The sequence below is a fragment of the Achromobacter sp. FW305-C-28 genome (assembly GCF_058783235.1).
Genome location: NZ_JBYSYL010000003.1, coordinates 559,308 through 574,077 on the forward strand (window position 1 = coordinate 559,308; position 14,770 = coordinate 574,077).

Genomic DNA, 14,770 nt, shown 5'->3' on the forward strand with positions numbered 1-14,770 from the left:
GGTGCGCGCCCGCTTTGGGCGGACGCGCGGCAAAAGTGTGGGGCCGTTGACCCTAGCGTTCATGACCCGTGGCCAGGCGTTTTTCCAGTGCCTGGCTGTATTTGGACATGGAGAAGCAGAAGACGAAGTAGATCAGCGAGATGAACAGGTACGCCTCTACCCCGAATCCGCGCCAAGCCGCGTCGGACAGCGCCGCCTTGGCTGCCAGCGTCAGGTCGAAGATGCCGATGATGACCACCAGCGAGGTGTCCTTGAACAGCGCGATGAAGATGCTGACCAGCGGCGGGATGACGATCTTCAGGGCCTGCGGCAGGATGATCTTGCGCATCTGCTGCCAGTAGTTCAGGCCCAGCGAATCGGCGCCTTCGTACTGCCCCTTGGGAATCGCCTGCAGGCCGCCGCGCACCGTTTCGGCGATATACGCGGCCGCGAACATGATGATCGCGATCTGCGCGCGCAACAGCTTGTCGATGGAAAAGCCTTCGGGCAGGAACAGCGGCAGCATCACCGACGACATGAACAGCAGGCTGATCAGCGGCACGCCGCGGATCAGCTCGATGTACACGACGCACAGCGCCTTGATCGCGGGCATCTTCGAGCGCCGGCCCAGGGCCAGCAGCACGCCGATCGGGAAGGCGAAGGCGATGCCGAACGTGGACAGGATCAGCGTGAGCGGCAGGCCGCCCCAGCGTGCGTTTTCCACGTAGGTCAGGCCGAACACGCCGCCCCACATCAACAGGGCCACGGCGGTCAGGCCGACGGTCCAGATGACAGCGAGCTTGCCGTTCCAGAAACGGCGGATGCCGCTGCAGACGATGACCGCGATCAGGATCAGGGTCGCGATCAGCGGACGCCATTGCTCGTCGTACGGATACGTGCCGAACAGGATCAGGCGATGCTTCTCGATGATGAAGGCCCAGCAGGCGCCGCCGACGGATGCCCGGCATTCCTGCGCGTTGGCGGCGGTGTAGTTGGCGCGGATAACGGCCCACTCCACCAACGCCGGCACCGACATCAACAGGAACCACGCCACCAGTACGGTGATCAGGATGTTCAGGGGCGAGGAAAACAGGCGCTCGCGCACCCAGGCCCACGCACCGACGTGGGCCTTGGGCGGCGGCAGCCCTTCGGTGGGGAGTTGCGCGGGGGGGCTCATATGACTGCTCATATCAACGCTCCACCAGCGCGATGCGCTTGTTGTACCCGTTCATGAATATCGAGATCGACAGGCTGACCGTCAGGTAGGCGCCCATGATGATGAGAATGCCCTCGATGGCCTGGCCGGTCTGGTTCAGCGTGGTGTTCACCACGGACACGATGTCCGGATAGCCGATGGCCACCGCCAGGGAACTGTTTTTCAACAGGTTCAGATACTGGCTGGTCATGGGCGGGATGATGACGCGCAGCGCCTGCGGCAACACCACCAGGCGCAGCGCCAGGGGCCGGCGCAGGCCCAGCGCGCCCGCGGCTTCCCATTGGCCGTTGCCGACTGCCTGGATGCCCGAGCGCACCACTTCGGCGATGAAGGCGGCGGTGTAGATCACCAGGCCCAGCAGCAGGGCGGCGAATTCCGGCGTCAGGGTCAGTCCGCCGGTGAAGTTGAAGCCCTTCAATTCGGGCATATCCAGCGTCAGCGAGGCGCCGCTGACCAGCCAGCCCATGAGCGGCAGGCCGATCAACAGGCCGAGGGCGGCGCGGCCCAGCGGGAACACGTGGCCGGTGGCTTCCTGGCGCTTCTTGCCCCAGTGGCCCAGGCACAGGATGGCGACAATCGCCAGGCCCAGTCCGCCCAGCGCCCAATCCAGCGAGGCGCCTTCCAGCCCTGGCACCTTCAGGCCGCGGTTGGAAATGAATACGCCCGGCAGCGGATGGTGCGCCTGGCGCGGGCCGGGCATGTTCTCGGTGATGAGCGCGTACCAGAAGAACAGCTGCAACAGCAGCGGCACGTTGCGCATCACTTCGACGTAGATCGAGGCCAGGCGCGCGATCAGCCAGTTCCTGGACAACCGGCCCACGCCGATCAGCACGCCCAGCACGGTGGCGGCGACCAGGGCGATCAGGCCGACGCGCAGCGTGTTCAGAATGCCGACCGCGATGGCGCGGCCGTAGGTGTCGGCCGGGCCGTAGGCGATGGGCGATTCGCCGATGGCGAAGCCCGCTTCGCGCGACAGGAAGCCAAAGCCGGTGGCGATGTTGCGCAGCGCCAGGTTTTGCAGGGTGTTGTGGACCAGGAACCAGATGGCCGACCCCGCCAGGGCCAGCGCCAGGGCCTGATAGGCCAGGGCGCGGGTGGCGGGGTCGTTCCAGGACCAGCGGCGCGGCGCGCGCCGCGCGTTGGCGGAACGTGCTTTACCCACGGTTCAGCCCGCCATCAGCGCGTTGACCGCGGCGGTCAGGCGGTCCATGCCTTGCTCGATCACTTCGGTGGCGGTGGCGAACGAGAAGCGCACGTAGGGCGACAGGCCATACGAGCCGCCATCGATCACGGCCACGCCGGCCTGGCGCAGGAAGAACAGGCTGACGTCCAGGTCGGTCTTCAGCTCGCCGTCGGGGCCGGTGCGGCCAATCAGGCCGCTGACGTTGGCGTAGACATAGAAGGCGCCGTCGGGCATGGCGCACGAGATGCCGGGAATGGCGTTCAGGCGGCGCACGATCAGGTCGCGGCGGCCCTTGAAGATGGCAACCATGTCGGTGACGCTGGTCTGGTCGCCTTCCAGGGCGGCCTGGGCGGCGGCTTGCGAGATGGCGCTGGGGCAGCTGGTGCTTTGCGACATCACGGTGCTCATGGCCTTGATGAGGTCGGCCGGGCCGGCGCCGTAGCCCACGCGCCAGCCGGTCATGGCGTACGACTTGGACATGCCGTTGACGATCAGGGTGCGGTCGGCCAGTTGCGGTTCCACCTGCACGGGCGACACGTGCGGCTCATTGCCATAGCAGAAGGGCGCGTAGATCTCGTCGCTGAGAATCCAGACGCGCGGATGGCGCAGCAGCACGTCGGTCAGGGCGCGCATTTCGGCGCGGCTGTAGACGGCGCCGCTGGGGTTGCTGGGCGAATTCAGGATCAGCCAGCGGGTGCGCGGCGTGATGGCGGCTTCCAGCGTGGCGGCGTCCAGCTTGAAACCTTGCGATTCCGGGCCGGCGGCGACGACGGGCTTGCCTTCGTTGAGCAGCACCATGTCCGGGTACGAGACCCAGTACGGGGCGCACACGATCACTTCGTCGCCGGGTTCCAGGCTGGCGGTGAGTGCCGCGCTGATGATCTGCTTGGCGCCGGCGCCCACGGTGATCTGGTCCAGGCCGTACTTGGCGCCCAGCGACAGTTCCAGGCTGTTGGCGATGGCGCGGCGCAGGCCCGGCGTGCCGTTGGGGCTGGTGTAGCGGATGTCGCCGCCGGCAATGGCGGCCTGCCCGGCGCGCGCGATGTGGGCGGGCGTGGGCATGTCGGGCTCGCCCAGGGTGAAGTCGGCGATCTCGCGGCCGGCGCGGCGCAGTTCGTCGACGACGATCTTGGCGGCCATGCTGGGGGAAGGTTTGATCTGCTTGAGGCGGGCGTTGACGATGCTGTTCATGGTGACTGCTTCTGAAAAAAGGCGGTGGCCGGCACACCCGCCGGCCCCGCGAAAATCAAGGGAAACGTGTGGCGCGGTCAGGCGGGCGGAACCCGCCTGGCCGCGAGGCGGCCCGCTTGCCGGAAGGCAAGGCGAGCCTGGGCATCAACGCACCGGCCAGCCGTACATCAGGCCGCCTTGCGTCCACAGCTTGTTCAGGCCGCGGTCCAGCTTCAGGGGGCTTTCCTTGCCCATGGCGCGGTCATAGCTTTCGCCGTAGTTGCCGACTTGCTTGATGATGTTGTAGGCCCACTTGTCGTCCAGCCCCAGGTTCTTGCCCATGCCGGGCGTCACGCCCAGGATGCGCTGCACGTTGGGGTTGGTGCTCTTGAGCATCTCATCGACGTTCTTGGAGGTGATGCCGTATTCCTCGGCTTCCAGCATGGCGTTGAGCGACCAGCGCACCACGTTGAACCACTGTTCGTCGCCCTGGCGCACCATCGGGCCCAGCGGTTCCTTGGACAGGTTTTCCGGCAGGATTTCCCAGTCGTCGGGCTTGGCCAGGCGCGTGCGCATGTTGGCGGCGGTGTTGGACTTGTCGTTGGTGTAGGCGTCGCAGCGGCCCGATTCCAGCAGGCGGAAGTTCTCGTCGTAGTTCTCGACCAGCACGGGCTTGAAGGTGATGCCGCGGGCGCGGAAGTAGTCGGCCAGGTTCAGTTCGGTGGTGGTGCCGGGCTGCACGCAGACGGTGGCGCCGTCCAGTTCCTTGACCGTCTTCACGTTCATGGACTTCTTCACGATCAGGCCCTGCGCGTCATAGAAGTTCACGCCCACGCCGATCAGGCCCAGCGTGGTGTCGCGCGTCAGGGTCTGGGTGGTGTTGCGCGACAGCATGTCGATTTCACCGGACTGCAAGGCGGTGAACTTGGCCTGGGCGGTCAGCACGTTGCCCTTGACCTTGGACGCGTCGCCGAACATGGCGGCCGCCACGGCGCGGCACATGTCCACGTCCAGGCCGGTCCATTCGCCCTTGCTGTCCAGCACCGAGAAACCGGGAATGCCGGCAAAGCCGCATTGCAGGAAGCCTTTTTTCTTGACGGCTTCGAAGGTAACGCCGGCTTGGGCGCCGGACGCCACGCACAGCAGGGTCGCCGCGACGGCGGTGGTCAGGAACTTGCGCATGAAAGTGTTCTCCAGGGGAGGGGGTAGGACGAAGCGAAGGGCAGAGACCGGACGCGCGACAACGCGCCTCACGCCTGTCGGGCAGAAGCGGCGGTGTGTGCGGGTACGGACAGGGGAGGGGAAAGCGAGGAATGCGGCGAGGTCGCGGCAGCGGCTTTCCAGACGGGCGGCTACCGGTGGATACGGGTGGCGTAGCGTTGGAAGGTCGGGCGCAGGGCAGGCAACGTGGTCATCGGCGGCACTTGGACGGCAGGTCTTGCGTAACTGATCCCGAGTGGCGGCTGTCACTGGCGGGCTTTACGAACACATGAGACATATGATGGCAGCCATCATACAAGTGAGCAAGTAAGGGGATTCCCGTAATTTGAGGAATGCCTGGGGGATATGGCGCCCGCGGGGCGCCGAAGGATATTCAGGGCCGATGCCTGGGGCAGCGTGCTGTCGTGGTCTTGTGGGATGCGCATGAGCGCATCCGACCAGGGAAGGGACGTGACCGCGGCCGATCAGGCGGGCGGGTGCGACAGCAGCTTGCGGTAGCGGGCGATGCTGTCGCCCAGGTGGCGGGCCATGGCGGCGCGGGCGGCGCCGGGGTCGCGCCGCATGATGGCCGTCAGGATGGCCTCGTGTTCCTGCACGTTGCGGGTTTCGTAGGTTTCGAGTTCTTCGGGCGTCTTGCCGCCGTGCTTGATGTTCAGGTCCAGCATGACGTCGCGCACCGCGGCCTGCAGCAGCGCGGGAAAGTGCGGGTTGTTGGACGCCCGGGCGATGGACAGATGGAATTCGTAGTCGGCCTTGACGGCGGCTTCCATGTCGCGGGTGGCGCGGTTGAAGGCGTCGAACGCCTCGACGATGCCGCTCAGGTCGGCGGCGCTGCGGCGCTCTGCCGCCAACCCACAGGCCTCGACCTCGAGCCCGGCGCGCAATTCCATGATGTGCAGGGCCCAGCGCGGGTCGCCTGCCGGCGCCACGACGAAGTCGATGGGTTTTTCACGGTCTTCGGTGACGAAGACGCCGATGCCGGCCTTGCTGACCAGCCGGCCGCTCAGGCGCATCGAGGCCACGGCTTCGCGGATGACGGTGCGGCTGACGTCGAACTCGGCGCACAGCGCGTGTTCGGACGGCAGCTTGTCGCCGGGGCGGTACTGCCGGGCGTCCAGGCGCTTGGTCAGTTCGTCGATCACGACGTCGGTCAAGCGCGAACGCGGGCGGGGCCGGGGAGTTTCCATTGTCTCTTTTTGGGGGGTAGTGCCGGGGGACGAAGGCCTAATGATAAACGGCTGGGGCCGTATGACAGCATACAGGAGAGGAATTGGGGGGGGGGGGCTGGCTTATCATGCCCCTTCCGACACACACAAAAAATGGAACCCACGCACGATGCCGAAAAACGATCTGTACTTTGACGATGAAGACGAAGGCCTGGCTCGGGAAACCAGCCACCCCAACTTCGTGGCGCTGGCCGGCGATGACTTCTATTACGACTGCGCCGACGATTTCAGCCCGTTTGGCAGCGATGACGGCAATGATGCGTTGAGCGGCCTGCAGGACTGGTACCGCGAGAACAAGAGCGGCCGCGGCATCGTCACGTTCATGAACGAGTTTCTGGCCGACTGGGGGTTGGACGTGCCCTGGGACCGCATTCGCCATGACCTGGACGCCAGGACGCAGTGGCTGGACGAAGACGACATGCACGAACGTTTTTTCCAGGGCGAATGCCGTGCGATCGTGGCGACGGCGTTCGGGCAGCTGAAGATTGCCGGCCGTATCGATGCCGAATTGCTGGGCCTGGCCAAGTCGGCCATTGCGGATCAGCTGTGGCTGAACGCGCGGGCGCGCAGCAAGTATCCGAACTGGGAATTCGCAGACCAGGAACAGGCGCGTCTGGAAGAGATGTTGGCGGTGTTGAACCAGCCGTCGGTGGGGTAGGGGCGCGATGCTTGGGGTGACGCGTCGAGCGTCACCCCAAGCATCGCCTTTACTGCGGGCCCAGCTTCTTGATAAGCGCGTTGAGCATTTCCAGCTCGTCGGGCTTCAGGTCCGTCAGCGGGGCGCGGACCGGGCCGGCGTCGTGGCCGACCAGCTTGGCGCCGGCCTTGACGATGCTGACGGCGTAGCCGGCGCAGCGGTTGCGGATTTCCAGGTAGGGCAGGAAGAACTCGTCGAGCAGGCGGTTGGTGGTGTCGTGGTCGTGCGCGGCAATGGCGCGATAGAAGTCCATCGCGGTCTTGGGTACGAAGTTGAAGACGGCGGACGAGTACACCGGCACGCCCAGGGCCTTGTAGGCCGCGGCGTAGACCTCGGCAGTCGGCAGGCCGCCCAGGTACGAGAAGCGGTCGCCCAGCTTGCGGCGGATGCGGACCATGGCTTCGATGTCGCCGATGCCGTCCTTGAAGCCGACCAGGTTGGGGCAGCGGTCGGCCAGCACGGCAAGGCTGTCGGCCGACAGGCGCGACTGGGCGCGGTTGTAGACGATGACGCCGATCTTGACCGATTTGCAGACCTGTTCGACGTGGTCAAGAATGCCTTGCTGCGAGGCTTCGGTGAGGTAGTGCGGCAACAGCAGCACGCCCTTGGCGCCCAGGCGTTCGGCTTCCTGTGCGTAGGAGATGGCCACGCGGGTGGGGCCGCCCGCGCCGGCCAGGATCGGCACTTTGCCGGCGCAGGTGTTCACGGCGGTGCGGATGACGTCGGAATACTCGGACGGCGCCAGCGAGAAGAACTCACCCGTGCCACCGGCCGCGAACAGGGCGGTGGCGCCGTAGGGCGCCAGCCATTCCAGGCGTTGGGCATAGGTCTTGGCGTTGAAGTCGCCGTTCTGGTCGAAATCGGTGACGGGAAAGGACAGCAAGCCTTCCGAGACGATGGCCTTGAGTTCCTGGGGAGTGGTCATACCTGGATCCGTGATAGCGGGAAGAAGCCATCGGTGAGGACGGCGGGAAGAAAGATCAGTAGATGTATGTCATCGTACAACATACAAGATGGTGGGGCAAAGCAGAAAAAATCTCTGGCTGATGTTGTCGTACAACAAAATCACCGCGAAAAAACGGGCGGCTCATCGCCGCCCGCCTTGGCCGAATGCAGGACGCGTCAGGCGGCGATGACCCCGTCCACCCTGCGCGGCAGGTTCAGCGGATTGGTGCGCTTGACGCCATCGGGCAGCAGCGCATCGGGCAGGTCCTGGTAGCAGACCGGGCGCAGGAAGCGGCGGATGGCGGTGGCGCCGACCGAGGTCGAGGCGGGGTTGGACGTGGCCGGGAAGGGGCCGCCGTGCACCATGGCATGGCTGACTTCGACGCCAGTGGGGTAGCCGTTGGCCAGGATGCGGCCGGCCTTGCGTTCCAGCACGGGCAGCAGCGCGCGCGCGGCATCGGTGTCGGCGTCGTCGACGAACAGCGTGGCGGTCAGCTGGCCTTCCAGGTGTTCGGCCACGGCGCGCATCTCGGCGGCATCGCGGCAGGCCACGACGAGGGACGCCGGGCCGAAGACTTCGGCTTCGAGTTCGGGCGATGCCAGGAAACGGGCGGCATCGGTGCCGAAGACGGCGGGGCCGGCGGCGTTGGCGGCGGGCTTTGAGGCTTCGCCGCGGCCCAGCGTGGCGACGCTGGCGTGGCCGGCCAGGGCCTGTTCGCCTTGCGCGTAGGCCGAGAAGATGCCGGGCGTCAGCATGGTGGCTGCGCCCTTGGCCTGGACGGCCTGCGCGGCGGCCTGGCGGAAGCGTTCCAGCGCCGGGCCTTCGATGCCGATGACCAGGCCCGGGTTGGTGCAGAACTGGCCCACGCCCATCACCAGCGAGTCGACAAAGCCCTTGGCGATGGCCTCGGCACGCGTTTCCAGGGCCGCCGGCAGCAGGAATACCGGGTTGATGCTGGACATCTCGGCGTACACGGGAATCGGCACGGGGCGGGCGTTGGCGGCGGCGACCAGTGCCAGGCCACCGCGGCGCGAACCGGTGAAGCCCACGGCCGTGATGGCTGGGTGGGTGGCCAGCGCGGTGCCGATGTCATTGCCGGCGCCAAAGAGCAGCGAGAACGTGCCTTCGGGCAGGCCGTGCTTGGCAACGGCCTGCTGGATCACGCGGCCGACCATTTCCGAGGTGCCGGGGTGGGCGTTGTGGGCCTTGACGATGACGGGGCAGCCGGCCGCCAGGGCCGATGCGGTGTCGCCGCCTGCCACCGAGAAAGCCAGCGGGAAGTTGCTGGCGCCGAACACGGCGACTGGGCCCAGTGGCACATTGGCCAGGCGCAGGTCGGCACGCGGCAAGGGTTGGCGGTCGGGCTGGGCGGGGTCGATGGTGGCGTCCAGGAAGTCGCCGTCGCGCACCACGCGGGCAAACAGGCGCAGCTGGCCGACGGTGCGGCCGCGCTCGCCTTGCAGGCGGGCCAGCGGCAGGCCGGTTTCCAGATGCGTGCGCTCGATCAGCGCGTCGCCCAGTTGCAGGATGCCGTCGGCGATGCTTTCCAGGAACTGCGCGCGGGTTTCCAGGGGCGCGGCGCGGTAGGGGTCGAAGGCGGCCTGGGCCAGCTCGGCGGCGCGGGCGACGTCTTGCGCGGTGCCGGCGGGAAAGCCGGGTTCCAGGGCCTGGCCGTTGGCGGGATTGATGGCGTGCTGCGGGGCGCCGGTGCCCTTGACGGCGCTGGCGCCGATCAACATGTTGCCGGTCAAAGTCATGCGTGATTCTCCGAATGAAAACGCCCCCAGGCAGGGGGCGGGCAGGCGTGGCTGCAAGGCCGGCTTATTGGGGGCCGAGCTTCTTGATCAGGGCGTTCAGCGCTTCCAGCTCGTCGGGCTTCAGATCCGTCAGCGGGGCACGGACCGGGCCGGCATCGTGGCCGACCAGCTTGGCGCCGGCTTTGACGATGCTGACGGCGTAGCCGGCGCAGCGGTTGCGGATTTCCAGGTAGGGCAGGAAGAACTCGTCGAGCAGGCGGTTGGTGGTGTCGTGGTCGTGCGCGGCAATGGCGCGATAGAAATCCATCGCGGTCTTGGGTACGAAGTTGAAGACGGCGGACGAGTACACCGGCACGCCCAGGGCCTTGTAGGCCGCGGCGTAGACCTCGGCGGTGGGCAGGCCGCCCAGGTACGAGAAGCGGTCGCCCAGCTTGCGGCGGATGCGGACCATGGCTTCGATGTCGCCGATGCCGTCCTTGAAGCCGACCAGATTGGGGCAGCGGTCGGCCAGCACGGCAAGGCTGTCGGCCGACAGGCGCGACTGGGCGCGGTTGTAGACGATGACGCCGATCTTGACCGATTTGCAGACCTGTTCGACGTGGTCAAGAATGCCTTGCTGCGAGGCTTCGGTGAGGTAGTGCGGCAACAGCAGCACGCCCTTGGCGCCCAGGCGCTCGGCTTCCTGGGCGTAGGCGATGGCGACGCGGGTGGGGCCGCCCGCGCCGGCCAGGATCGGCACTTTGCCGGCGCAGGTGTTCACGGCGGTGCGGATGACGTCGGAATACTCGGACGGCGCCAGCGAGAAGAACTCACCCGTGCCGCCTGCCGCGAACAGGGCGGTGGCGCCATAGGGCGCCAGCCATTCCAGGCGCTGGGCGTAGGTCTTGGCGTTGAAGTCGCCATTCCGGTCGAAATCGGTGACGGGAAAGGACAGCAAGCCTTCCGAGACGATTTCCTTGAGTTCCTGCGGCGTGGTCATGGGCGGGGTTCCCTGTGAGGCGGGCGACGCGCCGGCGGATGGTCTGCCGAGTCGGTCGCGGTGAATAGGTACGTCATCGTACAACATGATTTTTAACGCTTCAAGACCAGTTCCCCTATGACGTGCCGAACAGCCTTGGGGAAATCCGCAATTCATTGACGCAATCGGCAGCAGCTATTCTCTTAGTTGTACGATAACGTACGGGATGCCGATGTTCACGGCACCGAACAAGATCAGGAGACCCGAATGCAGCTCGCGGCAGGCCAAGCGCCCGTGCTTATCCAGATCCATCCCCAGGACAACGTCGCCATCGTGGCCAACGACGGCGGCTTGCCCGCCGGCACCGCGCTGCCGGACGGCCTGGTGCTGGTCGACACGGTGCCGCAGGGCCACAAGGTGGCGTTGCAGGACCTGGCCGAGGGCGAGGCGGTGCGGCGCTACAACGTGGTGGTGGGTTACGCGGCCAAGGCGCTGCCGCGCGGCAGCTGGGTCAACGAGCGCGTCACGACGATGCCCGCCGCCCGCACCCTGCAGGACCTGCCGGTGGGCACGCGCCGCACGGCGCCGCTGCCGCCGCTGGACGGCTACACCTTTCAGGGCTACCGCAACGCCGACGGCACGGTGGGCACGCGCAATATCCTGGCCATCAGCACCACGGTGCAATGCGTGCAGGGCGTGGTGGAACACGCCGTGGCGCGGATCCGGCGCGAGCTGCTGCCGCGCTATCCGAACGTGGACGACGTGGTGGGGCTGGAACACACCTACGGCTGCGGGGTGGCGATCGATGCGCCGGGCGCGGCGATTCCGGTGCGCACGCTGCACAACATCGCCCGCAACCCGAACTTTGGCGGCACCACCATGGTGGTCAGCCTGGGCTGTGAAAAGCTGCAGCCCGAACGCCTCCTGGCCCCCGGCGCCATTCCGATCCGGGCAGGCCAGGGCATGGCGGACGGCCAGGACGGCGTGGACACCATCGTGTTGCAGGATGACGAGCACGTGGGTTTCGAATCCATGATCGACAACATCATGCGCACCGCCGAACGCCACCTGGAAAAGCTGAACCAGCGGCGACGCGAGACCTGTCCGGCAGCTGACCTGGTGGTGGGCGTGCAGTGTGGCGGCAGCGACGCGTTTTCGGGGGTGACGGCGAACCCGGCGGTGGGCTTTGCGGCCGACCTGCTGGTGCGCGCGGGCGCCGCGGTGATGTTTTCCGAGAACACGGAAGTGCGTGATGGCATCGACCAGCTGACCGCGCGCGCCGCCACGCCGGAAGTGGCCGAGGCGCTGGTGCGCGAGATGGCCTGGTACGACGATTACCTGCAACGCGGCAGCGCCGACCGCAGCGCCAACACCAGCCCGGGCAACAAGAAGGGCGGCCTGTCCAACATCGTCGAAAAGGCGATGGGCTCGATCGTGAAATCCGGCTCGTCGAACATCGACGGCGTGCTGTCGCCGGGCGAGCGGCTGACGCGCAAGGGCCTGATCTTCGCGGCCACGCCGGCCAGCGATTTCATCTGCGGCACGCTGCAACTGGCGGCCGGGATGAACCTGCACATCTTCACCACGGGGCGCGGCACGCCTTACGGCCTGGCGCAGGTGCCGGTCATCAAGGTCGCCACCCGCAGCGACCTGGCGCGGCGCTGGCACGACCTGATGGACGTGGACGCGGGCCGCATCGCCACCGGCCAGGCCCGCATCGAAGACGTGGGCTGGGAACTGTTTCGCCTGATGCTGGACGTGGCCAGCGGCCGCCGCCAGACCTGTGCGGAAAAGCTCAAGCTGCACAACGCGCTGGCGCTGTTCAACCCGGGGCCGGTGACCTGAGGCGCTGGCGTCGCGGGCTTTGCGGCATGTAGTTGGAAGCGTGCATGCCTGACCCATTCGGTTTCGACGGGCTTGCCGTGGAGCGGGCCTGACACCACCTGGCACCGGCCCATCGAGGCGCGGGCTTCTACAACAACGGAGACAACATGGATTCAAACAGAAGGCATCTGCTGGCCGGCGCCGCCGCGCTGGGACTGGCGCGCATCACACCGGCCTGGGCCCAGGCCGACGCCTGGCCCACCCGGCCCGTGCGCATCGTGGTGCCGTACCCGCCCGGCGGCTCGTCGGACATCATCGCGCGGGTCATCGCGCCGCGGCTGGCCGAGGCGCTCAAGCAGACCGTGGTGGTCGAGAACAAGCCCGGCGCCAACGGCAACCTGGGTGCGGGCATCGTGGTGCAGTCGGCGCAGGAAGGCCACACCGTGCTGCTGTGCGACGTGGGCGCGCTGGCGATCAGCCCGTCGGTCTACACCAAGCTGTCGTTCGATCCGTCCAAGGACCTGCGGTCGGTGGGCATGCTGGCGTATTCGCCGCACGTGCTGGCGGTGCATCCGGACGTGCCGGCCAAGACCGTACCGGAACTGGTGGCGCTGTCCAGGAAACAGCGGCTGAATTTCGCCGTGACCGCTATCGGCAGCGCGCCACACCTGGCAGCGGTGGCCGTGCAGCAGGCGACTGGCGCGCAGTGGGAATACGTGCCGTACAAGGGCGGTTCGCAAGCGGTGACGGACACGATCGGCGGGCAAACGCAGGTCATCATGAACGGCTTGCTGGCCACCCTGCCGCACATCAAGGGCGGCAAGCTGCGCGCCATTGCGATTTCCAAGAAGGAACGCATGCAGCTGGTGGCCGACATTCCGACGATTTCCGAGCAGGGCGTGGCGGGGTTTGAATCCGGCACCTGGCAAGGGGTGATGGCGCCGGTGACGGCCACGGACAAGACCGCGAACCTGTTGGCCACGCTGATGGGGCAGATCGTCAACCAACCCGACGTGAAGGCGCAACTGAACGAGCAGGGCGCCGAGATCGTGGTGCGCAATCCCGCCGAGTTGGCGCAATTCTTCAGCAGCGAACGGGCGCGTTGGGCCAAGGTGGTGGCCAGCGCGGATATCCGGCTGGATTGAGCGTGGCCCGGCCATGAAAAACCGCGGACCGTTCAGTGCCTGGGCAGGCGCTGCGCGGTCCGCGGTTTTGTCAAGCGGGGATCAGTCTTTGGCGGGCGTATCGGCCGCTGCTTGATCAGGCGTTTGCTCGGGAGCTTGGGCAACCGGGGTGTCGGCCGCGGCTTGCGCCGGCGCGGCGGCCGACGCTTTCACGGGGGCGTTGGCGACGGGAGCGGCGGCATCAGCCAATACCGGGGTTGCAGCGACGTCCTGGGCGGCCTCCGCCGAGGCGGCATCCGCTTGCGGCTTGGCCTTGCTGGCGTTGCCCTTGCCACGGGCAGCGGCGCCCTTGGAATGGCGGCGCGAGGCCATGCGCTTGGCGTGCTGCGCTTCATTGGCGGTGACGGCGCCGGCGGGTTCGCCGTTCAGGTCGACGCGCGCGGCGGCTTCGACCATGCTGTCCCAGTAGCGACGGCCGTCGCACCAGGTCTTGACGGCCACCTTGATTTCTTCGGCGGTGAGCTGCAAGGCCTTGGCGTGCTGTTGCAGGTCTTCCAGCACGCCCAGCTTGAGCGGGACCTTGGCGGCCGGCTTCTTGGGGAATGCCTTGGGAAACTGGCGTTGCAGTCGCGAAATGGCGATCAGGACCGGGTCGACATCGGTCTCGCGCTTTTCGCGCGGCGCCTGACGCTGGCCAGCCTGCTGCCCGTCGCGCTGTCCTTCACGCTTGCCGTTCCGGTTGCCGCCACGCTTTTCATCGCGCTTGCCGTCGCCTTTGGCGGCGGCGGGGCGCGCAGGTTTGGGGGAAGCCGTTACTTCGGGATCCTGCTTGAAAAGCAGTCCTCGGATGGCGGCGAGCTGTTCTAGACCCATAGTGTGTGCTGCACGTTCTGATGTTGAAAGCAGGGAGCATAACAGCTGTTACCCGACAGATTGAAGTTGCGGGGGCCCCGAAGGGCGTCGTAAGCTCCTTGGCACCATGCATCTGCCCCCGTCTGTTACGTTTATGCGCCACGCCGCCCCCTGCCGGCGCGGGGTGGCGTGGCTGACTCCCTTACGCGTGACCTAACGCGCGGCTGTGCGCCGCCATTGCATCAGGAGTCCCACGATGTTCAAGCCCGTTCTCATCGCCGCCGCCACGCTGGCCCTGGCCCCGCAGTTTGCCTGGGCCCACGCCCATCTGAAGCAGGCCACGCCCGCGGACAAAGCCGTGGTGGCCGCTCCGGCCTCGGTGACGGCCAGTTTTTCCGAAGGCCTGGAGCCCGCGTTTTCGTCCCTGACCTTGCTGGACGCCGCGGGCAAGCCGGCGGCGACGGCCAAGGCCGCGCCCGCGCCGGGCGACGACAAGACGCTGGTGCTGCCGGTGCCCAAGAACCTGCCGGCTGGCGCCTACACGGTGAAGTGGCAGGCCTTGTCCAAGGACGGCCACAAGACCGACGGCGCATGGACCTTCACGGTCAAGCCTTGAG

General features: G+C 67.0%; 13 protein-coding genes. 4 read left to right on the forward strand and 9 right to left on the reverse strand.

Annotated features, from left to right (window positions below; all coding sequences use genetic code 11):
- Positions 1-52: 52 nt before the first annotated feature.
- The 5 genes from AC3WMR_RS11405 to AC3WMR_RS11425 all read right to left on the reverse strand — a co-directional run bounded on the left by AC3WMR_RS11405 (position 53) and on the right by AC3WMR_RS11425 (position 5,956).
- Entirely contained in the window at positions 53-1,156 is a 1,104-nt protein-coding gene (locus AC3WMR_RS11405) for an amino acid ABC transporter permease (protein ID WP_492263180.1), read from the reverse strand.
- Positions 1,157-1,169: 13 nt separating this feature from the next.
- Positions 1,170-2,357, reverse strand: coding sequence for an amino acid ABC transporter permease (locus AC3WMR_RS11410; protein ID WP_492263181.1), 1,188 nt, complete (start codon positions 2,355-2,357; stop codon positions 1,170-1,172).
- A gap of 3 nt (positions 2,358-2,360) precedes the next feature.
- The gene (locus AC3WMR_RS11415; RefSeq protein ID WP_492263182.1) at positions 2,361-3,569 is read right to left on the reverse strand and encodes an aminotransferase class I/II-fold pyridoxal phosphate-dependent enzyme; all 1,209 of its coding nucleotides are present in this window, start codon (positions 3,567-3,569) and stop codon (positions 2,361-2,363) included.
- A 144-nt stretch (positions 3,570-3,713) separates the two neighbouring features.
- A complete protein-coding gene (locus AC3WMR_RS11420) occupies positions 3,714-4,730 on the reverse strand; it encodes an amino acid ABC transporter substrate-binding protein (protein ID WP_492263183.1) in 1,017 nt (338 codons plus the stop codon).
- A 503-nt stretch (positions 4,731-5,233) separates the two neighbouring features.
- The gene (locus AC3WMR_RS11425; protein WP_263914633.1) at positions 5,234-5,956 is read right to left on the reverse strand and encodes a FadR/GntR family transcriptional regulator; all 723 of its coding nucleotides are present in this window, start codon (positions 5,954-5,956) and stop codon (positions 5,234-5,236) included.
- A gap of 148 nt (positions 5,957-6,104) precedes the next feature.
- Between AC3WMR_RS11425 and AC3WMR_RS11430 the strand changes: the two genes are divergently transcribed.
- Positions 6,105-6,653 carry a MolR family transcriptional regulator gene (locus AC3WMR_RS11430; RefSeq protein WP_492263184.1) on the forward strand — a complete coding sequence of 183 codons (549 nt, stop codon included), beginning with the start codon at positions 6,105-6,107 and terminating at the stop codon, positions 6,651-6,653.
- Between the two features lie 49 nt (positions 6,654-6,702).
- On the opposite strand, the gene kdgD (AC3WMR_RS11435) is transcribed toward AC3WMR_RS11430, so the two are convergent.
- The 3 genes from kdgD (AC3WMR_RS11435) to kdgD (AC3WMR_RS11445) form a co-directional block, all read right to left on the reverse strand.
- Positions 6,703-7,617 carry a 5-dehydro-4-deoxyglucarate dehydratase gene (gene kdgD, locus AC3WMR_RS11435; protein ID WP_492263185.1) on the reverse strand — a complete coding sequence of 305 codons (915 nt, stop codon included), beginning with the start codon at positions 7,615-7,617 and terminating at the stop codon, positions 6,703-6,705.
- A 197-nt stretch (positions 7,618-7,814) separates the two neighbouring features.
- Entirely contained in the window at positions 7,815-9,395 is a 1,581-nt protein-coding gene (locus AC3WMR_RS11440; RefSeq protein WP_492263186.1) for an aldehyde dehydrogenase (NADP(+)), read from the reverse strand.
- 64 nt (positions 9,396-9,459) lie between these two features.
- Positions 9,460-10,374, reverse strand: a complete 915-nt coding sequence (gene kdgD, locus AC3WMR_RS11445; RefSeq protein ID WP_492263187.1) for a 5-dehydro-4-deoxyglucarate dehydratase — start codon at positions 10,372-10,374, stop codon at positions 9,460-9,462.
- Positions 10,375-10,620: 246 nt separating this feature from the next.
- Between kdgD (AC3WMR_RS11445) and garD the strand changes: the two genes are divergently transcribed.
- Both garD and AC3WMR_RS11455 read left to right on the forward strand, forming a co-directional pair.
- Complete coding sequence (gene garD / locus AC3WMR_RS11450) at positions 10,621-12,198, forward strand: galactarate dehydratase (protein ID WP_492263188.1); 1,578 nt, start codon at positions 10,621-10,623, stop codon at positions 12,196-12,198.
- Positions 12,199-12,344: 146 nt separating this feature from the next.
- Positions 12,345-13,322, forward strand: a complete 978-nt coding sequence (locus AC3WMR_RS11455; protein WP_492263189.1) for a Bug family tripartite tricarboxylate transporter substrate binding protein — start codon at positions 12,345-12,347, stop codon at positions 13,320-13,322.
- A gap of 81 nt (positions 13,323-13,403) precedes the next feature.
- Here AC3WMR_RS11455 and AC3WMR_RS11460 read toward each other — a convergent pair whose 3' ends face one another.
- On the reverse strand, positions 13,404-14,174 hold the full coding sequence (locus AC3WMR_RS11460) for a ProQ/FinO family protein (RefSeq protein WP_492263190.1): 771 nt from the start codon (positions 14,172-14,174) through the stop codon (positions 13,404-13,406).
- A 235-nt stretch (positions 14,175-14,409) separates the two neighbouring features.
- Between AC3WMR_RS11460 and copC the strand changes: the two genes are divergently transcribed.
- Positions 14,410-14,769, forward strand: a complete 360-nt coding sequence (copC, locus tag AC3WMR_RS11465; protein ID WP_492263191.1) for a copper homeostasis periplasmic binding protein CopC — start codon at positions 14,410-14,412, stop codon at positions 14,767-14,769.
- The last annotated feature ends 1 nt before the right edge of the window (position 14,770 follow it).